17 protein-coding genes are annotated in these 18800 nt (G+C 53.8%); 3 read left to right on the top strand and 14 right to left on the bottom strand.

All coding sequences use genetic code 11. The annotated features are described in order from the left end of the window. The first annotated feature begins 55 nt into the window (after nt 1–55). Nucleotides 56–1150 (top strand): porin, encoded by a 1095-nt coding sequence (locus ABWO67_RS02340; protein WP_353146941.1) that lies wholly within the window; start codon nt 56–58, stop codon nt 1148–1150. 5 nt (nt 1151–1155) lie between these two features. Here ABWO67_RS02340 and ABWO67_RS02335 read toward each other — a convergent pair whose 3' ends face one another. From ABWO67_RS02335 to ABWO67_RS02275, 13 genes are all read right to left on the bottom strand, one after another. Continuing rightward, complete coding sequence (locus tag ABWO67_RS02335) at nt 1156–2169, bottom strand: FAD:protein FMN transferase (RefSeq protein WP_353146939.1); 1014 nt, start codon at nt 2167–2169, stop codon at nt 1156–1158. Next, complete coding sequence (locus ABWO67_RS02330) at nt 2166–2729, bottom strand: nitrous oxide reductase accessory protein NosL (protein WP_353146937.1); 564 nt, start codon at nt 2727–2729, stop codon at nt 2166–2168. Before ABWO67_RS02330 ends, ABWO67_RS02335 begins: the two co-directional genes overlap by 4 nt. Next, complete coding sequence (locus ABWO67_RS02325; RefSeq protein ID WP_353146935.1) at nt 2726–3556, bottom strand: ABC transporter permease; 831 nt, start codon at nt 3554–3556, stop codon at nt 2726–2728. The genes ABWO67_RS02330 and ABWO67_RS02325 overlap by 4 nt, the downstream gene beginning before the upstream one ends. Beyond that, nucleotides 3553–4461, bottom strand: a complete 909-nt coding sequence (locus ABWO67_RS02320; protein ID WP_353146933.1) for an ABC transporter ATP-binding protein — start codon at nt 4459–4461, stop codon at nt 3553–3555. The genes ABWO67_RS02325 and ABWO67_RS02320 overlap by 4 nt, the downstream gene beginning before the upstream one ends. Further along, nucleotides 4458–5753 carry a nitrous oxide reductase family maturation protein NosD gene (locus ABWO67_RS02315; protein WP_353146931.1) on the bottom strand — a complete coding sequence of 432 codons (1296 nt, stop codon included), beginning with the start codon at nt 5751–5753 and terminating at the stop codon, nt 4458–4460. The genes ABWO67_RS02320 and ABWO67_RS02315 overlap by 4 nt, the downstream gene beginning before the upstream one ends. Before the next feature lie 6 nt (nt 5754–5759). Beyond that, nucleotides 5760–7670: a TAT-dependent nitrous-oxide reductase gene (gene nosZ / locus ABWO67_RS02310; protein WP_353146929.1), complete on the bottom strand. Its 1911-nt coding sequence runs from the start codon at nt 7668–7670 to the stop codon at nt 5760–5762. A gap of 105 nt (nt 7671–7775) precedes the next feature. Next, nucleotides 7776–10058, bottom strand: a complete 2283-nt coding sequence (locus tag ABWO67_RS02305) for a 4Fe-4S binding protein (protein WP_502929948.1) — start codon at nt 10056–10058, stop codon at nt 7776–7778. A 208-nt stretch (nt 10059–10266) separates the two neighbouring features. Beyond that, nucleotides 10267–10716, bottom strand: a complete 450-nt coding sequence (gene azu / locus ABWO67_RS02300) for an azurin (protein WP_353146926.1) — start codon at nt 10714–10716, stop codon at nt 10267–10269. 256 nt (nt 10717–10972) lie between these two features. Next, on the bottom strand, nt 10973–12109 hold the full coding sequence (locus tag ABWO67_RS02295; protein ID WP_353146923.1) for an amino acid ABC transporter permease: 1137 nt from the start codon (nt 12107–12109) through the stop codon (nt 10973–10975). Next, on the bottom strand, nt 12106–13278 hold the full coding sequence (locus ABWO67_RS02290) for an ABC transporter permease subunit (RefSeq protein WP_353146920.1): 1173 nt from the start codon (nt 13276–13278) through the stop codon (nt 12106–12108). The genes ABWO67_RS02295 and ABWO67_RS02290 overlap by 4 nt, the downstream gene beginning before the upstream one ends. A 26-nt stretch (nt 13279–13304) precedes the next feature. Beyond that, the gene (locus tag ABWO67_RS02285) at nt 13305–14351 is read right to left on the bottom strand and encodes a transporter substrate-binding domain-containing protein (RefSeq protein ID WP_353146918.1); all 1047 of its coding nucleotides are present in this window, start codon (nt 14349–14351) and stop codon (nt 13305–13307) included. Between the two features lie 23 nt (nt 14352–14374). Continuing rightward, nucleotides 14375–15694, bottom strand: coding sequence for a serine hydroxymethyltransferase (gene glyA, locus ABWO67_RS02280; RefSeq protein ID WP_353146915.1), 1320 nt, complete (start codon nt 15692–15694; stop codon nt 14375–14377). Nucleotides 15695–15851: 157 nt separating this feature from the next. Continuing rightward, complete coding sequence (locus ABWO67_RS02275) at nt 15852–16736, bottom strand: LysR substrate-binding domain-containing protein (protein ID WP_353146912.1); 885 nt, start codon at nt 16734–16736, stop codon at nt 15852–15854. Nucleotides 16737–16777: 41 nt separating this feature from the next. Here ABWO67_RS02275 and ABWO67_RS02270 point away from each other — a divergent pair, with 41 nt between their 5' ends. Both ABWO67_RS02270 and ABWO67_RS02265 read left to right on the top strand, forming a co-directional pair. Next, entirely contained in the window at nt 16778–17512 is a 735-nt protein-coding gene (locus ABWO67_RS02270) for an amino acid ABC transporter ATP-binding protein (protein ID WP_353146909.1), read from the top strand. A 121-nt stretch (nt 17513–17633) separates the two neighbouring features. Next, a complete protein-coding gene (locus tag ABWO67_RS02265) occupies nt 17634–18350 on the top strand; it encodes a TerC family protein (protein ID WP_353146906.1) in 717 nt (238 codons plus the stop codon). Nucleotides 18351–18371: 21 nt separating this feature from the next. On the opposite strand, the gene ABWO67_RS02260 is transcribed toward ABWO67_RS02265, so the two are convergent. Then, nucleotides 18372–18530, bottom strand: a complete 159-nt coding sequence (locus tag ABWO67_RS02260; RefSeq protein ID WP_353146903.1) for a DUF3309 family protein — start codon at nt 18528–18530, stop codon at nt 18372–18374. Nucleotides 18531–18800 lie beyond the last annotated feature (270 nt).

The raw sequence follows: 18800 nt of genomic DNA, 5'->3' as shown, positions 1-18800 counted from the left end.
TATTATTTTTATTTTTTCGGTGGTGTCGCTTATTAACATTAAGGGCGTTAACGATATGAAAGCAGTAACCTTGGCCTTGCTTGCCTTTTATTGCGCTCCGAGTGCCGCCGAATCCAGTCTCATGTTGTATGGCGTTGCGGATATGGGCATCAGCTCCACACACGCTAACGGCCCCAACGGAACCAAACAGAAGCTCACTGGCATTACCTCCGGCGGCCTGGACGATTCACTGATCGGCATGATAGGTCGGGAAGCGCTTTCCAATGGATGGTCCGCCACCTTCCAACTGGAATCTGTGTTCGACGGAGCCACCGGGACATTGGACGATGATGGCGATCACTTTTTCGGCAACGCGGCATGGTTGGGGTTAGGCAATAACCAGTTTGGCGAATTACGCCTTGGTCGACAACATACGGTTGGGCAGGAATTCGGCAGTGAGCTTGAAATTGCGTCGTGGAAAGATATGGGCATGGGCGCCACGTTTATGGCTTCTGACGACTACTCGGTAAACAATAGCGTCAACTACTTTTCTCCTGCCTGGGCTGGGTTGCGTTTCGGCGCAAGTTATAGCTTTGATGTATTAGGTGAACAGCGCAACGGGCAAAAATCCCCTTCATATAGCGCGGCGATTCTATATGAAATTGAGTCGTTTGCAGCAGTTGCTACCTGGGACAAGACATTCATAAGCGACAGGCTGCTTGCCGACGCCCCCCATCCTGAGGCCTGGCAATTGGGCGTATCGTATGATTTCGAGGTTGCGAAGGTATCGGTTGCCTGGAGCCGTCAGAAAAATGGTTACGCTGGACTTAATGGCGGCGATCCGAGCGGGCTTGGCTTAGGCCTGGGCGCCGCCGAATTCGCCCAGGGTGGCCGCCTGGACGCCTACTTGCTTGGCGTCGCCATTCCCGTCACCACTAACGGTACGGCGGTTGCCCAGTGGTCTTTGGTCAAACCCAATTGGGACTGGGCAAATGGTGAAAAAGCCGAAAATGGACAAGTAGCGACCTTGGGCTATGTGCATCAATTATCGCCTCGCACCAGCCTGTATGCGATGGCCGGCATCGCGAAACGCTATTCGCTTGAAGACCAAGTGGTTCAAGGTCAGGGAACAACTACGCGCTATATGGCAGGCATGAGTCATAATTTTTGACTGGATTAGCCTTCGATTATCGTGCTTGAACCATCCGGCAGCACAAACCAGACCTTGGCTTGCTGCGTTACGACAATCTGTTTTGCTCGAGCCAAGCTCATATTGGAAAACGCCGTAGACAAGGCATCGGCAGCAGTCGCGTTGGCCGCGGTCACTGAAACGCTGCGATAACGTGGCTGGCTTTGTCCTGTTTTTGGGTCAAAAATATGCGTGAATTGGCCCGCCGCGTCGATAACCGTGCCATAGCCGCCCGATGTGGCAAGGGCTTGGTTGCGTATTTCAATGGTTTCAAGAACTTGATCAGGATGCTGGGGATCGGCAATTCCCACACGCCATGGCGCGCCGGAATCCGCCTTGTTCAATCCGTGTATTTCCCCCATGTCGACCAAGGCCTGGTCGAGCCCCGCGTTCCTTAGCAGGTGAACAATACGATCAGTGATGTAGCCCTGGGCAATACCGTTCAATGTAATCGCCATGCCGGGCCGTGAAAAACCAATTCGCGTGGTATCGATTTCGATGGCCTGGTAGTCCACCAGCGCCAATGCGGTGTCGACAGCGGCGTTGCTCGGACCTGCAGGATCGGCGCCCGTTACCGAGAAATGTCTGGCATATACATTCCATAATGGTTGCACCGTAGGGTCGAATGCGCCGCCAGTCAGGTGGCTGAAGTATTGACTATCACCGAGCAGGTGCAACAGGTCGGAGGGCGGGTGATCCAGATAGCCTTGGCGGTTAAGCACCGAAAGCGCACTGCTTTCCTCATACAGGCTGAAAATCTTTTCCAGCCGACGCACTTCGGCCAACGCCATCGAAATCAGTTTTCGTGCCATGGCCGAGTCAGAATGGTAAATGCGTAACTCAGCATCGGCACCCAATGCGACGCCGCGCCAATTGACCGGTTTGGGTGCATCCGAAGAGATCGCCAATGCATGCGACAACAAACCAGGTCCCATACTAAGGCCAGACGCTGCAGCGAAAATCCCTATAAACCGGCGGCGAGATTGAATCAATGACTTCATTTTTGTACTTCTCCGGATAAAGGTTTGAGCCCACCAGCAGCGTTTTGCGCAGCGTCGTCATGATGCAAGATGTAGTTCTCCGGTACGTCTTCAAAGGCCAAAACGCGGCCGCCATTTTTTCGGGCAAAATCCTGCGCTTTAGCCTCGTCGCTGAAGGGCAAGGCATCTTCAGCGCCCATCCCGCCGATAAACTGGCTTTCAATGACATAAAAGGCGTTACGCCCATCTATCCACAAGCCAGCTTCCGGTTGCACCCAATTGGTGGCGCGGCCCATATCTTGTACGTAGATTGCACTGATGCCTTTAGGCTCTTCAGGCAGAATCGTGTAGGCGAACATCTGTTTTATCGTAGTGAACCAAACCGGATTTTTACGACCATTGACGAATATTTGCCCCTTAGGACCGGCGTGCTCGTCCAGATTCATGCCGCAATAATGCCCCACGGCATCTATGCTTACCTCTTGCGCTGGCGGTGCCACGGCAATCGTTTCATCGCCCCCCGAACATCCCGCCAGAAGCAGGGCGGCCAATGTCATTGTGGCAATAGGCTTGAATGTCATAGTTGCCTTCTTTGGAAGAACACCGCAGCCAGAGAAAATGGCACGGCGATCCATAGCAGTTGCGCGGCAACCAGCACTGGCATGCTCAGTCCTGCCTGGCCGCTCACGCCCGCCATGCCAGCAAACATTGAAATGTTTTCATAGCCTGTCAGATTAAGCAGACGATAGACATCGGACGGGTTGAACAACAGTATGCCGTTCAGTAACTGGGACGTAATGAAGCGCCCCTGATCCGCGACCAAGGCGCCCAGTAATGCCATATCGTAAATAACCACAAAAAACAGCCAGACACCTATCGCAATACCGGCGGCGGTGGCGCGTTCGCGAACCAGGGCGCTAATCATGTAACCCATGGCGAGAAAACTCGCACCCAGCAATATGCTGGCCAGAATCAGAAAGGCAAATGGCTGCCAGGCGGTAAGATCGGCCGTTCCATGTGCCCATTGCAACGCCACGCCTGCGGAACCATAGCCAACGGTCGTTGCCAGGGTCAGAACAGCAAGATGCCCGAGAAACTTGCCGACCACGATCTGCCAGCGCGAGACGGGATAGCTAAGCAGCAAGGCCATCGTCCCGCGGTCTATTTCGCCGACGATGGCATCATAGGCAAGCAGCATGGCGATCAGAGGAACAAGAAAAATAGATAGACTGGAAAGGCTCACCACGGTCACCGTTAATGGGTCTACCTTGACCGCCCCGGTAGGCGAACTCCCAAGAAAACCAAGCGATAATGCAAGCATTGCCAACAGCAGGGCGGTCGCCAGCACCCAGCGATTGCGCAGGCCGTCGCGGATTTCCTTGCCTACAATAATAAATACAGCGTTCATACGTCTTCCCGCCTAAGAAAATGCGCGTACATATCGTCCAGGCTGGGCGTATGGAATTCGATATCGGCTATTGGCAGGCCTATGGACCCAATGCTGCGTATTGCGGCCACCTTGTCCCGCTCGTGGCAAGCCAATTCAAACTGCGATTCGCTTACACGGCGCCATGCGTCCGGCAATTGGCCAACGGCCGATGTTCCCGCCGGAAGCCGCAGACGTAGCCGAATGGGCAAGCCGGCAGTGTGCCGCAACTGGGACATCGACCCATCGGCAATCTTGCTACCATTTTTCATGACGACGATCCGATCGGTATGGCCGTCCAGTTCAGATAAAGCGTGAGTGCTTAACAGCACCGTAGCCCCATTGTTGCGCAGCTCGCGCACGACTTCGTAGAACATCAGGCGCGATGCCGGATCCAGGCCCGTAGTTGGTTCATCGAACAACAGCACTTTGGGCGCCCCAAGCAACGCTTGCGCCAGCGCCAATCGTTGCCTCATGCCTTTGGAATAACCGCCGACACGACGCTTTGCCGCCTGGGTGATTCCAACCCTATCGAGCAAGGCCGCATTCCCAGATACCGGTTGACCCTTCAACCTTGCATAGAAACTCAGTGTTTCAGCACCGGTCAATGAAGGATGCAGCGCCACGGTTTCAGGTAAATAACCGATATGATTGCGCATACGCACTGCAGCGCTGCCCGATGCGTTATGCCCCAACAACAGCACGTCGCCCGCGCTGGGCCGGATCAAACCCAGTATCAGCTTGATCAACGTGCTTTTTCCAGCGCCGTTATGGCCGGCAAGCGCAACGCATTCACCGGGCCGCAGACTTAGGTCGACCCGGTTGACAGCGCGCTGCGCGCCATAGTCTTTTGTGACGCTGGATAGCGCCACATGAAACATCGTCATTCCAATTCCTTGTATTTCTTGAGCGTCGGCAATTCGGGCGCTTTCATCAGCGGCGCACTGTCGACAACACCGCCAGGTAATATGGCTGGAAACTGCGATTGCGCCCACCGGACAATCGAAACTGCCGGACTATTCAGCAATACGCGGGCAGCCGGCGCCCGCCATACCACCTGATCAATGACATCGTTGGGCCGGTAAGCGGTATCAGCAATGCCGTCGCCGTTCAGGTCGAAAGCGCTGTTGTCGCTCCAGTAGTTGCCGCGGCCGTCTCTGGACCAGTCCAGGTAGCGCGCGCCTACATACTTGACCTGGTTCTGGTTGTTGACGAAAGCGTTATTGGCCATATGGTTGCCTTCCGAACCCGCGGTGAAATGAATGCCAATGTCGCAGTCCTGGAAATGGTTGTCAGCGAACTGGTTGCGATTGGCGTTATAGATAAAAACGCATTTCTCGCCGCCTACGACCACATTTCGGCTAATTGCTGAATCGTTGGCATAGTTCAGCATCAAGCCCTGGTCACGGCTGCCCTTGGAGATGTTGTCCTTGACGATAAGGGAGTGCGAAAACATGATGGCATAAGCGATATCGTTGCCTATAGATACATTGCCGCTGACCTCGCTGTCGTTGGTGTACATGTAGTGCACTGCATAGCGCAGATGGCTAAAGCGGTTGTTGAGAAAAGCGTTGCGCTTGCTGGTATTTACAAAGATGCCGTCGCGGCCCCAGGAAATATCGTTACCGATAACGGTCGAGCCGGGCGTGTTCCACAAGGTGACGCCGTTACCGCGCTCGGCCATTCTTAATTCTTTATTGCCCACGATACGGTTGTTTTGCACCAGCACGTTCGAGGGGCCCCATACATAGACACCTACGGAGTTATCCAGCACATCGTTATTCTCGATAAGGGCGTTATGGGCAGTTTTATCAAGGAAAATCCCGGCGTCCATCTCAGAAAGACTAAGGCCGGAAAGCGTTACTGTCATGCTGCGCACCGTGACATCAGGGGCCTGAACCCAAAGAGCGCGGCCCTGGCGAGTGCCCACGATAACGGCGGAGCGGTCTGCCGGGCCTTCAAGCACCAGCGGTTTGTCAATAATAATATTGCCAGGATAATCGCCTGAGGCAAGTTGCAATACATCGCCAGGCGCTGCCGACGACACTGCCTGCTGCAGGCTGGCGCCGGCAGGAACGCTTATCGTTGCTGCGCACAAGGCGCCAGAAAGACCTAGGCCGACCAGCATCATGCTGACCGGCACCAGCCGCTTTCCAATCGGATACGCGGAAAATATCATAGGAACTTACGCGGATTTTTTAGGATGGACAATCATCCGGCCCGACATTTCCATATGAAGCGCGTGGCAGAACCATTGGCAGTAGTACCAATGCACGCCGGGGCGGCCCGCCGTGAAGGTGATCGACGATGTTGCTTGAGGTCCGATTTCCATGGCGATCCCATGACCTTCCAGTGTGAAGCCGTGGGTCAAGTCTTCGATGACTTCCATGTTGGTCACTACGACTGTGACCTCGTCACCTTCGTTCACTTCAAACTGCTGCAAGCTGAACATAGGGGCTACGGCAATCATGTAGACGCGTACCTTGTTGCCCTCGCGAATGACATTGGCTGCGCCTTCCAGCGTGACCTTGTCTTGTTCCGCCATTTTTCGCGCATCTTCCCACATAGGATCATCACGCTTCCAGGCGTTGAGCGGGTTCACCTTGGAGCGATGCACCAGCAGCATGTCATGTGGTTCGGCAAAGCTGGGGCCATCGTGCACCAGCTTCATTTCATCACCCGAAATGTCTATTAACTGGTCATTTTCCGGTTTCAAAGGACCCACGTTCAAGAAACGGTCCTTCGAGAACTTGTTCAGTGAAACCAGCCATTTGCCATCGGCTTCCTTGGTTTCGCCCATGGTGCTGTGGTTGTGCCCGGGCTGATAGTGAACATCCAGTTTCTGGATGATAGGATCGACCTTTTCGCCTGCATAAGCGCGCTTGGCCTTGTCCAGATTCCACTTCACCATCTGGCTGTCGATGAACAGTGTGGTGTAGGCATTGCCGCGGCCGTCAAAGGCTGTGTGCAGTGGCCCCAGACCGAGCTGGGGTTCCGCGACGACGCAATCGCGCGGCTTGATCTTGTCGGCGAACAGGTCATCGAGCTTGCGCACATCGACCACAGTCACCGTGGGCGACAATTTGCCATTCAGGACCAGATGTATCCCATCGGGTGCGGCGTTGCAGCCGTGGGGCGAGTTGGGCACTGGGATGTAGCGCGTGTACTTGGAACCATGGCGCCCGTCGACGACCGGAACACCACCCATTTCCTTGAAGTCGCCATTCTTGACAGCTTCTTCGATCAGCTTGATGTTAAAGACAACCACCCAGTCTTGTTCGTTGGCAGATATTTCCTCGACTGTGACGCCTTTTTCGGAGTTATAGCAAGTCGAAAACGAATATTTCCCCTGGTAATCGGCATCGCCGTTATCCAGATTGCCATCCACTAGCACTTGCCATGCGACCTTCATGGTGTCGCCGTCAATTGCCGTATAGACTGCCCAATAGTTTTTCTTGGGGTCGTCGATGACGGTACCGTCGTTGACCAATGGGATAATGTGCTCGCCATTGGCAAACACATAGCCAGTGCGAGGGTAGCGCTGAGGACGCAGGCCATGAACGCCTGAAACGTTTGGAATTTCAGTGATCTTGTCGGTTTTCATCACGTCGCAACGGATGCGCGCGACGCGGTTATTTGCCTTGTCGTTAATAAAAATGTATCGCCCGTCGTACGTTTGGTCGGTAAACGACATATGCGGGTGATGGGCATCGCCGTTCAAGAACACATTGCCTTCGCCCAAATACTTTTTGGTTGCCGGTGTCAGCCCCTCGGTCAGTATCTTGATGCTTTCATTCGTACGGCCCCAGCCTGTGGCGCTGCAATGATTGAAAACGGGGATACGCATCAGCTCGCGCATGGAGGGCAAGCCCAAAATGCGCACCTCGCCCGATTGACCGCCCGAGTTAAAAGCATAGTATTCGTCCAGGTCGCCTGGGGCGACTTCAGTCGACTGGCCTTTGGGACCCTTTTTTTCATTCTTTGCGAAAGCAGGCAGGTGTGTGCCGCCAACCAGGCCAGCTGCGCCGGACAACGCAGCCGTTCCCAGAAACCCTCGGCGGCTGAGTACGGTTTTATCGGGTTGTTGATCGGACATGAAAAACTCCTAAGAATGGGTGGCAGCTGCATACGAGCCATCGGATAGCGACCGCCGTTATAAAGTTACTGCTGTTGAAAATGAGTTGTCCTGCCGTGTAAAACATCAGGATTCGGGTTTCATGTCTCGTGGCCGAACCGTTGGCGAACCGGGCGTAAACCGGACCACCGTCTCCTCGGGTATAGAATTGGGCGCCGGCTTGTGCGGCCTTTGCCGCTTCGCGTTTTTCTGAATCAGATGAGGGCATTTTTGGTCGTGGTGATACAGCATCTGGCAATGCAGGCACTGAATACATTCGTTGGGATTGATGTCGCCTTCAGGATTGATGGCCTGAACGGGGCACTCGATGTTGCAGCGTTGACAGGGATTCCCACAGCTGCGGTATCGCTTGAGCCAGTCGAAGACCCGCAAACGAGCTGGAATGGCTAGGGCAGCACCCAGCGGACACAAGTACCGACAAAAGAAACGCTCGATAAACAGGCCTGCAGCCAGCAGCAACACGGCAAACAAGACGAATGGCCAGTAGCGTACAAACTTCAGGATAATGGCCGTCTTGAAAGGCTCGATTTCAGCCAGTTGCTCGGCAACCGACAGTTCGTACAGCGAAAAACCAAACAATACGATGAAGACCACATACTTGATTGTGGACAACCGTTGATTAACGCCATGCGGCACCGTTATTTGTTTTACGCCCAAGCGTTTCGCAATCCGGTTGGTTAGCTCTTGCAAGGCGCCGAATGGGCACAACCAGCCACAGAACGCGCCGCGATTCCAGAACACCATCGAGATCGCAGTGGCGCACCACAAAATAAACACTACGGGGTCCATCAGGAAATACTCCCAACGGAAATCTGTGCGCAAGGCCGAAGTGAAAGTCAGCACATTGACGACAGACAGCTGCGCCTGGCCGTACCAACCCAGCCAGAACAGGCTGAATGTAAGAAACACAAGACGGAAGCGGTCATAGAACACAGGCCGACGAGTTAGCTGGTCTTGGAAAAAGAACACGCCAACCAGCAATAGCAGGGCGCCTAGCACCGCGGCAACCTGACCCGTTTTGGCGCGCCATATTTGCTTCCAGATGGGAGGGGCGGCTTCGAACTCGGTCTCGGCTGTCGTCCTGGCGCTTTCCGTAGTGGTTATCGCTGGCGATGCCGGCGCAGCAACCACAGCGTCAGGGTCAGCCTTGGTATAAGCCTGGGGCAGGGTGTATGCCAGGTCGAAGGTAACAAACGCCTTTTCTTTGACGCTGATGATACGCTGCACCATCAGTTGCAAGCGCCAGGGCTCCAGGGGATCGAAAACCGCATCTTCGGGAACCACGAAAAGCGCCACTTCTTTGAACCGAGGGGCATTTTTGGCGGCGATGTCAGCCAGCCGTTTATGACTGCTATCGGTGAAGCGAAAACTATTTTCTTGCTGGATGATTTCAATGCGGTCGAATATACCGCCACGAACATAACCCGACCCTTTGAAAGAGTAGGGGCCGTTCCCGACCACCAACATAGCTTGCTGGCCAGGCTTCAAGCGTTCTTGCAAGCGCTTCCATTCGGTTTCATCCAACAGGCTGCGCCCTATGGAAGGCACGCTGACCAATGCGACATACAAGTCTATGAACTGGTCATCGGGATCACCTGATTCTGGATGGTCGATTGCATTTTTACGACCGGTTTCCTGGAAGCCTTTATTGATGTCGCCAATAGTAAGATGCATATTGCGTACAGCACCGACTTCAACCAATTCATCCCAGGACATGATCTCGGTCTTGTCCTGATCAATGACGCGTTTGGCCGGTGCTTCGGCTTCTGCCAGTGCCACGCCTGATTGCGTCGCGCCTATGCCATAAACGCGGGCCACGCCGATTGCTGATCGAGTAATGCTGTCGCCGATTACCATCAGGGTAACGGTAGCGCCACTAATGATATCTACCGGCGTAGGGGAACCAGCCCGGGGCGGGCTGTCGACAAAGTTCAGGCCTACATAACCCTGAATGAAATGATCAACTTTGGATTGCGGGATGCCGATGAGCACAATAGGCTCGTGATGCTGTACCAGCTTGGCACCCACGATTTTTCCGTTATTGGCAATAGCGATCAGCGTGTCTATGGGTTTGCTTGAATAACCACGTGTGTTGACCACATCGGAAGTCAGGTAGACATACCCCAGCTGGTTTTCACCAGCATAGGCGCGAGCGACCATAGGCTTGCCTTCGGGTGGACCTAAGCGATCCGCACCGGGAAAGATGTCTGAAGCCTTGATGTCGAGGAATTCGGGAAGGCGCTGGGATTGCGCTGTGAAAGAAGTACAGATACCTAACAACAAAAACATCAGCATGAAACCATGTACTGCGCGGACAAACTTGCTATGTTCTTGGGTCAAGCGGGGCATGCTACAACTCGTTTCAATGATTTGAAACCATGTTAGTCACAAACGCTGTTTGCTCAATTGACAAATATCAATTTAGGCGGCAACGATGGACAATGGCCGGATCCATAACCCATAGCGTTCCGCCCAGACCAGGCGCGACCAAAACAAAATGGGCTCCCGCGGGAGCCCATTTTGTTTTGCTGCTGACGTGCTATTGCACGCCTGACTGTTAGCTACCCAGCTTCAGGGTGCCTGTCATAATTGCCCAGTGACCAGGGAAAGAGCAAAAGAATGCATAGTCTTCGCCTGCAGCCAATTTGGAAACGTCGAAAGTGACCGAATCGGATTCCCCGCCACCAATCACTTTAGTGTGGGCGATGACGCGGGCATCATCTGGCTTGACGTAGTCTTTGTCCAACCCGGCTGTCATGCCTTCCGTTGCCACGGCTTGCTTGTCGGCGGCTTTAGTCAAGACCCAGTTATGTCCCATAGCAGCCTTGGCCAGCTTGCCTGTGTGCTTGAGGTTAACGGTGAACTTCTCGCAGCTTTTATCCACCACCATTTCTTTTGTGTTGAACTGCATGGCATCATTGGACTCGATAGTGGCTTCGCAAGTAGCGGCCAATGCGGGCAGGCTCATAACGGTCAGTAGGGCGGCGAAAGTAGCTTTGACTAACATAGTGAATCTCCGGGACAACAACAGTAAAAAAAAGTCGATGCTGCAACTGCATAAACGACTATATCGTATGTTGATATTTAAATACAATTTTTGAAAACAAGTCTTGATCGACATCAAGTCTGTGCAATGTTTATTGCCCAACAGTGGGAATAAACATGTTAGTGACCTAGTCCATACTGCGTACTGACAATTAGTATTGTACGCTGCATACGGCTCTCTTTATAACGCAGCGGTATCGCCACATCGCGCTTGCCGGTCAGTTCCGCACGCTCATGGAATGCTCTGCCACGCGAGAGCTCCAGGATAGCACCATGGCAATCAGCAAATACACGGCAAACATGAAAACATACACTTCATAGAGCTGATCCGAGTACTGGGGATTGGATAGCACCACCTGACCCGCGCGCACGAATTCCGTCAAGCCAATAATAAACAGCAAGGGCACATTATTGAAAATGTCCAGTACGTTGCCGACCAGGCCGGGCAGGACCGACCGTATTGCTTGCGGCAAGACGATATAGCTGAGCGTGTGGATCTTACGTAAACCCAAAGAGCGGGCGGCATTCCACTGGCCTTCTGACACGCCTTGGAGGCCGCCGCGAATGTACTCGGCAACATAGGCTGCATAAAAAAGCGTGAAACCAACTGCACCGCGCACTAAGTCGTTAATTCGCACATCGCTCGGCAGGATCAAAGGTACAACCATCCAGGCCCAATAAAGAATGGAAATCAAGGGCAGGGATCGTATTAATTCTATATAGCAGGCACTGGCAATGCGCACCCCAGGCAATCTGCTCGTTCTCCCGAGCGCCAGTAAAACGCCGAACGGGAAGCTGGCGATGGCGGCGACCAGCGTAATCAATATGCCTAACAACAAACCGCCTACAACGCGGCCTTCGCCAGGCACCAATATATTCCACATGACGACGGTGCCGACGATCCAAGCTACGGTCAGCCAGGCGCTACCCGATATCCATCGTGCTCCGATCCACCACCCACAAAGGGCAGCCAATACCAAGCCGATACTCAAGGCCGTTGTAGTGTGACCTGCCAACCACAACATTAAAACGAGCAAGACAAAAACGGCCCCCGCAACAAGCAACGCTTTCGAGGCCCGAGCGCGTGTCACCTTGGCCAGGCTGGCGCCGACCAAAAGAAAGAACAGAGTGCTGGCTGCCCAGGCACGCCAAATTGCATCGGCGCTTAAGGAGCCCGCCATCATAAAGCGCAGGCTGTCCCTGATGACGCCCCAGTCGGCTTGAAAAACGGCCCAGTAGGCAAAGGAATAAAGCAGCGCCACCACGATAACTATCGTAGCGATGGACACCAGGCCGTCTGCCCAGCCCGGGAATAGGTTTTTCCTGCAAAACCGGATAATCCTCGACGTGCTCATCGCTTTCCCCGAGCCAGCAAACGCCGGTTATAGATATTCATAAGCAGGCTGATCAACCAGTTAAGCAACAGGTACGCCACCATGACAATAAGAATACCTTCCATACTGCGGCCAGTCTGGTTGGCTATCGTGCCATAAATATTGAACAGATCGGGAAAGCCTATGGCTATTGCCAAAGAAGTATTCTTGGCAAGGTTAAGGTATTGATTGACCAGCGGCGGGACGAGGATTCGCAAGGCCTGGGGCAAAATGATGTACGCCATCGCTTGGCGGCGTTTCAAACCCAACGCAAATGCGGCCATCCATTGCCGCTGAGTAATGGCCTCGATAGAACCGCGCACAATTTCCGCAATAAAGGCAGCGGTATAAACAACCAGCGCCAATAAAATAGCGGAGAATTCCGGGCTGAACGCCCAGCCGCCGCTGGCGCGAAACCGCGATGCCACCGGCAAATCGACACGTAAGGGCAGGCCTAACATTGCCATCGCAAGCAACCACAACAGCAGCAATACACCAATAGCTGGCCATCGCCACGCACGTCGACCCATATCGCGCGTGTAAGCAAGTACCAAAACAACTACGACAACGCTAAACAAGGCCGCCCACCAGAAGTATGGCCATGTGGGGGCAGCAAGAATGCCAGGCATGTAAATACCTTGTCTGCTGGCAATAGCGCCGTAAAAAACCGAAGCATCACGCAATGCAGGCAACTGCAGGACAACGGCAAAGTACCAGAAGAACAGCTGTATCAACAAAGGCGTATTGCGGATCAGCTCAACAAAAGCCAAAGACACTCGATTAAGCGTCCAGTTTTGGGAAACACGCCCCGCACCTATCAGCACGCCTAATAAGGTACTGAAGACGATGCCTATAAAGGCGACCTTAAGGGTGTTGTAGATGCCGAGAGTCAAGGCCTGCAAATTAGTGTGATTAGAGGTAAAGCTTTGCAGACTTAGGCCGTCGGACCAGTCCAGGGTCAGCCCCTCGGTAAGGTGCAAGCCCGACTTTTGCGATAAAAACGAGAAATTGATGGGGATGTTATGGGCAGCAAGACCGTAGTAAATGCTGCCGCCCAAGCCCAGGACGAGCGCAATGGCGCCGACCACCACGGCTATTTGCAGCAGATGGTCGCCGACGCTGTAACGCTCTTGGTTCCCCTTGGCGCGCATAGGGCCTCCTGAGCTTTCAGTCCGCCTTAACGGAAAGGCGGCGAATACATAAGACCGCCGCCGGTCCACAAGTCGTTCAAGCTGCCTTTTCGGGCTATGCCGTAAGGGGTGTCCGGACCGATATTGCGATCATAGATTTCCCCGTAATTGCCAACCCCTGTTATGACCTTCTGGACAAAATCAGGCGCCAGTCCCAAGTTCTTGCCAACATCGCCGTCCAACCCAAGGAAACGCTGGATATCCGGGTTAGGGTCTTTGGCTTTTTCCGCTATATTCTTGGAGGTAATGCCGAACTCTTCGCTCTGAATAAGCGCGTAGTTAATCCAGGTAAGCGCGGTTTGCCACTGATGGTCGTCCTGGCGCACAAAGCCGGCAAGGGGCTCTTTTGAAATGGTTTCGGCCAACACGTCGAAGTCATCCGGCTTGGGAGCATTGCCTTTCCAGCCAACGAGCGCCGACTTGTCGGTGGTCATGGCATTGCAGCGACCGCTATTAAGCGCGGCAAACAGCTTGTCCAGATCCTGATAGGTAAGGACTTGGGTCGTGGGCTGCCATTTGTGTCCTTTGATGTAGTCGGCCCAGACCGCTTCTGTTGTAGACCCCTGCGTTGTGCATATGGTGCCGCCATCAAGATCCGCAATAGCGCCGATCTTGTCGGCTTTCTTCACGAGCACACCGGTGCCATCATAAAAATTGACAGGCAAGAAGGCCGCTCCGACCACCGACGCCCGAGTTGCCGTTACCGTTGTATGAAAGAACACCACGTCGACTTCGCCATTTTGCAGGGCATTGAAGCGACTTTTGTCGGTCAGCGCGACCATTTTGACTTTGTTTGCGTCGCCTAGAATGCCTGCGGCGATGGCACGGCAATAATCAGCGTCGAAACCCTCCAGCCTGCCAGATTTCGGATTCATATAGCCGAAGCCTGGCTTGGTATTGTCCGTGCCGCAGATAAGTTCGCCACGCTTGATCACGGTAGCCAGCTTGGATGTTTGCGCATAGGCCTGCGTTGCAGCCAATGTCGAGAATAAAAGTGCGCTTGCCAACCCGGTGCCGATAACTATTGTTTTCATGTTGTCTCCTTGGGGTGATTTGCCTAGCTTCTTATAAAGTGCAGCTCCGTAAAGTTGTGGCGATACTCGCTCACTTGCCGTGCCAGGTCGGTTGAAACCGACTTGGCTTTTAGCGCCTTAGCGATAAATCCGGCAAGGGCCGGCATATCGTCAGGGCGCATGCCAAAACGCACAATTTCAGGGGTGCCAAAGCGCAAGCCGTTTAAATCTCCGGCAACACTGGCAATGGGCAGCCCAATCCCACAAGTCAGGATATTGGCTTGCCGCAACTTCTTGGCCGCAGTCTGCCCGCCACCCCAGGCAGCGGCAGTCAGTGCAAACTGGTGCGACTGGGTAAATCCCTGATCGGCGGCAAATACCGGAATATCGTCGTTATGTAGCGCCTGGGCCAGCGTCTTGGCAGTTTCGCCCATCATTGCCGCATACGATCGCCCATAGACGACCCAGTCCAATAAACTGATTGCCAGGGCGGCTGATTTTCCCGCGTCGAAATTGGCAGTCAACCCGGGATAGGCGATGGCATCCAGTTTTTTAGCCAGGTCCGCATCATTTGTCACGATTAATCCGCCAGCCGCGCAGCCCAGGCTTTTGTAAGTGCTCATCGTCATCAGGTGCGCACCTTCCTGCAAAGGCTGCTGCCAGGCATGTCCGGCTATCATCCCGGACATATGTGCGGCATCGAATAGCACCATTGCGCCGACCTCATCGGCAATATGGCGAATTTCGCGGATGGGGTGGGGGAACAGGTTAAGACTTCCGCCGATAGTAATAAGCCGGGGTCGCAACTTGCGTGCATCTTCGCGAAGATGATCCAGGTCTACCGTATAACCCCGTGCGTTCACCGGTGCACTATGTATGTGCAGCCCATATAAGCCCGCCGCGCCGGCCTCGTGGTGAGTAATATGGCCGCCGATAGAAGGTGGGGGCACAATAATATTGTCTCCGGGCGAGCACGTTGCCATGAACGCATAAAGATTCGCCAGGGCGCCGGACCCTACGCGGATTTCGGCATACTTGGCGTTGAAGACCTCGGCTGCCAACTGAGCGGCAATAACTTCAATCTCTTCAATAGCCTCAAGCCCCATTTCATACTTGTCACCCGGATAGCCCAGCGACGGACGCGAGCCCAAACCTTTTGCAAGCACTGCTTCGGCCTTGGGGTTCACGACATTGGTGGCGGGATTCAGGTTGAAGCAATCCACCTCGTGGATTCTTTTGTTTTCTGTGATCAGGGCGGCAATGCGGTTGTCGATTTCGTCGGGGGAAGCGCCCGCTGTCTTCTGGGCGATGGCCCCAATGAAGTTCTCGATAGAATCGGGCACCCATGTTCTAGGTTCGAGCATGCTGTAGTCTCGCTTGGATGATGAACACACTTATAGACCGGCTGTCTGTGTTTCATGGTAGGCGTGCAAGAGCAGGCCGAGCAAACGATTTATTGTGGACTGCAGACCTAGAATAACTATGCCTGACAGCAAGCATGGCCGCCAGGGGCAGGAAGGCCTAGAGCCTCAGGCAATCTACCAGTAAATCAGCCTTATGGAGCATAGGAGATTCCTGAGGCATTAACAGGCTTAGTTGATCTGGTGCAGGCAGGCGTACGTTGAATGGCGCAATAAGCTGGCCGGTTTCAAGCGCATCACGCACCAGACCGCTGCGGCCGATCAGGACGCCAGCCCCATTAATGGCCGCCTGCAGGGCCATGCTGTATAAAGAAAACTCCGAACCCTTGGATGCATCTATGCTGGTCATTCCTGCAAAATCCAGCCAAATCCGCCAGTAATCGCGCCAAACCGTATCGTGCAGCAGTCGAACCGACTTGAGGTCCATTTCGGTGGCCAGCCCCTTTCTAAGTAAGGAGGGCGCGCATACCGGAAGCAGCTCTTCTTTGCCCAGCAGGATGCGCGTCACACCTTCTATTTCCTTGTCGGTATAAAACAGCGCCAGATCAAAGGGCTCACGTCGAAAATTTGGTGGATATTCTTGCGCCGTAATGGAAAAAAAGCAGTCGGAAAACATCGCCGAAAGCTGCGGCAACCTCGGGGATAGCCACAGTAACGCCACTGAAGGCAGGGCGGCAATGGTGATTTCTGTCGGTTTTCCCGCGTGGTGCAATGCCATCACCGCGTCGCTTAACTGGTCGAATGCCTTGCTTAGCATGGGTAATGCTAATTGCGATTCGGGAGTTAGTTTGATACCTTGTGCGGATCGCTGGAAAAGCGGGCAGCCTATCCAGTCTTCCAGTTGCTTGACTTGCTGCGCAATCGCGCCGGCCGTTACATTCAACTCGTGGGCGGCTTTTACAAAACTTTGATGGCGCGCTGCAGCCTCGAACGCCTTCAATGCATTCAGCGACGGCGACTTGGAGCGTGAAAATGAGCTTGGCATAAGGCTTTTGGAAACCATCGAACACAAACGTCAGGATCTACATGATAGACATAAAACAGGTCAGCAAATGGTACGGCGACACACAGGTACTTAATTCTTGTACCACTAGCGTATCAAAAGGCGAGGTCGTCGTCGTTTGCGGCCCTTCCGGTTCGGGCAAGTCCACACTAATTAAAACCGTGAATGGATTGGAACCCTTTCAAGAAGGCGAAATCATCGTCGACGGCATTTCCGTAGGGGCGCGCAACACTGACCTGCCCAAACTTCGCGCGCGTATTGGCATGGTTTTTCAAAGTTTCGAACTTTTCCCGCACCTATCGGTAACGCAAAATCTGGTTCTTGCCCAAGTCAAGGTGCTGGGACGCAGTCAGGCAGAGGCCGCGGCACGTGCGGGAGTCTTGCTGGACCGCGTCGGTTTACGAGCCCACCAGGACAAGTTTCCGGGTCAGTTGTCCGGGGGGCAGCAACAGCGCGTGGCCATTGCCCGCGCCCTGGCCATGGATCCCATCGCCATGCTGTTCGACGAACCCACGTCGGCGCTAGACCCGGAAATGGTCAACGAAGTGCTGGACGTCATGGTCGATTTGGCGAGCGACGGCATGACCATGATGGTGGTTACCCATGAAATGGGCTTTGCCCGCAAAGTCGCAGACCGTGTGATTTTCATGGATATAGGCCAGATCGTCGAAGATTGCAGCAGCGAAGAGTTTTTTGGAAACCTAGAGGCTCGTACCGAACGTGCCCAGCAATTCCTGTCCAAAATCCTGCATCATTAGCCGGTTACCCTACGCCAATCGCTGAACAATAGGAGTAGGATAAAGAAAAATTCATCGCAGATAACGCTTTCATGTCTCGGGTTGCATTTCGAAAGCGATCGCTTGAGGGGTAAAGAGAGTCATGATCGAGTTCTTCGAAACTTTGAATTGGACGACTGTATTTCAAATCATTCTGGTCGACGTCCTATTGGGGGGCGATAATGCCGTGGTCATTGCGCTGGCCTGCCGCAACCTGCCGCCGGAGCGCCGTATGCAAGGCATCTTGTGGGGTACAGCCGGGGCCATTGCCTTGCGCGTCGTCCTTATTGCATTCGCGCTGACACTACTTGTATTGCCATACGTCAAGGTCATCGGAGGGCTGTTGCTGCTTTGGATAGGTATCAAACTGATGACGCCACAAGACGAGCATTCTGATATCAAAGGCAGCAACACACTTATGGCGGCCATCAAAACGATAATCGTCGCGGACTTCGTCATGAGCCTGGATAATGTCGTTGCCATTGCAGGCGCCGCGCAAAGAGCGCACTCCGATCACCAGGTCGTCTTGGTCATCTTCGGACTACTGGTCAGCGTACCCATTATTATCTGGGGCAGCACGGTATTGCTCAAACTGATAGACCGCTTCCCACTCATCGTTACCTTCGGCGCCGGCTTGCTCGGCTGGATAGCCGCCGGCATGATGATCACTGATCTCGCCGTCATCGAGCATTTCGGCAAGCCAGGCAGCAACATAGCCTTGGCAATAGAAGTGGGTGGCGCTTTATTCGTGGTGCTGGTGGGATACTGGATTACCAGCCGTAAAGCTGCAAGCGTCGATGCAAAGCGAGAAGCGGCTTAGTACGCTTGTTTCACCGCATTTCTACACATACCCCAATGCCAATAATACGAGGACTATCACCAGCAATGCCCCGAGCCCGCCAACAGGCCCGTATCCCCAACTCCGGCTATGAGGCCAGCTAGGAATCGCTCCTATCAGCAACAAAATCAACACGATCAAGAGAATGGTTCCAACGGTCATTTTGTTCCCCTTCAAGTTTGGTTCGAAACACACCGTTAAATCATGCAGCAACCGCCGTGCCCAGGAAGTGCAGGCATGTAACTTGCCTCGAACTCAATTCCAAAGGCGCTCTACAGGCGATCAGCTATTAACCTATGAGTGGAATAAACCAAGACTCCAAGACGCCTGCGCCTAAGTTGGTCTACGTGACAGATACCCGCCCAGGGATTACCCGCCTCAAATCGGGTAAGGGGTTTGGTAGCCGTGAATGCTACATCCATCCCGCCCTGA

The sequence above is a fragment of the Pollutimonas bauzanensis genome (genome assembly GCF_040393045.1).
Classification (GTDB): Bacteria; Pseudomonadota; Gammaproteobacteria; order Burkholderiales; family Burkholderiaceae_B; genus Pollutimonas; species Pollutimonas bauzanensis_A.
The sequence above is the reverse complement of the archived record's forward strand: the minus strand, read 5'-3'. Positions and strand labels throughout refer to the sequence as shown.

Bases quoted from the DNA above. Each gene is read 5' to 3' on its own strand.
- ABWO67_RS02315 (WP_353146931.1), bottom strand. From the start codon at position 5,753: ATGATATTTTCCGCGTATCCGATTGGAAAGCGGCTGGTGCCGGTCAGC.
- ABWO67_RS02325 (WP_353146935.1), bottom strand. From the start codon at position 3,556: ATGAACGCTGTATTTATTATTGTAGGCAAGGAAATCCGCGACGGCCTG.
- ABWO67_RS02335 (WP_353146939.1), bottom strand. From the start codon at position 2,169: ATGAAGTCATTGATTCAATCTCGCCGCCGGTTTATAGGGATTTTCGCT.
- ABWO67_RS02295 (WP_353146923.1), bottom strand. From the start codon at position 12,109: ATGAGCACGTCGAGGATTATCCGGTTTTGCAGGAAAAACCTATTCCCG.
- ABWO67_RS02275 (WP_353146912.1), bottom strand. From the start codon at position 16,736: ATGCCAAGCTCATTTTCACGCTCCAAGTCGCCGTCGCTGAATGCATTG.
- nosZ (WP_353146929.1), bottom strand. From the start codon at position 7,670: ATGTCCGATCAACAACCCGATAAAACCGTACTCAGCCGCCGAGGGTTT.
- ABWO67_RS02285 (WP_353146918.1), bottom strand. From the start codon at position 14,351: ATGAAAACAATAGTTATCGGCACCGGGTTGGCAAGCGCACTTTTATTC.
- ABWO67_RS02260 (WP_353146903.1), bottom strand. From the start codon at position 18,530: ATGACCGTTGGAACCATTCTCTTGATCGTGTTGATTTTGTTGCTGATA.
- ABWO67_RS02270 (WP_353146909.1), top strand. From the start codon at position 16,778: ATGATAGACATAAAACAGGTCAGCAAATGGTACGGCGACACACAGGTA.
- ABWO67_RS02330 (WP_353146937.1), bottom strand. From the start codon at position 2,729: ATGACATTCAAGCCTATTGCCACAATGACATTGGCCGCCCTGCTTCTG.
- ABWO67_RS02290 (WP_353146920.1), bottom strand. From the start codon at position 13,278: ATGCGCGCCAAGGGGAACCAAGAGCGTTACAGCGTCGGCGACCATCTG.
- ABWO67_RS02340 (WP_353146941.1), top strand. From the start codon at position 56: ATGAAAGCAGTAACCTTGGCCTTGCTTGCCTTTTATTGCGCTCCGAGT.
- ABWO67_RS02305 (WP_502929948.1), bottom strand. From the start codon at position 10,058: ATGCCCCGCTTGACCCAAGAACATAGCAAGTTTGTCCGCGCAGTACAT.
- glyA (WP_353146915.1), bottom strand. From the start codon at position 15,694: ATGCTCGAACCTAGAACATGGGTGCCCGATTCTATCGAGAACTTCATT.
- azu (WP_353146926.1), bottom strand. From the start codon at position 10,716: ATGTTAGTCAAAGCTACTTTCGCCGCCCTACTGACCGTTATGAGCCTG.
- ABWO67_RS02265 (WP_353146906.1), top strand. From the start codon at position 17,634: ATGATCGAGTTCTTCGAAACTTTGAATTGGACGACTGTATTTCAAATC.
- ABWO67_RS02320 (WP_353146933.1), bottom strand. From the start codon at position 4,461: ATGACGATGTTTCATGTGGCGCTATCCAGCGTCACAAAAGACTATGGC.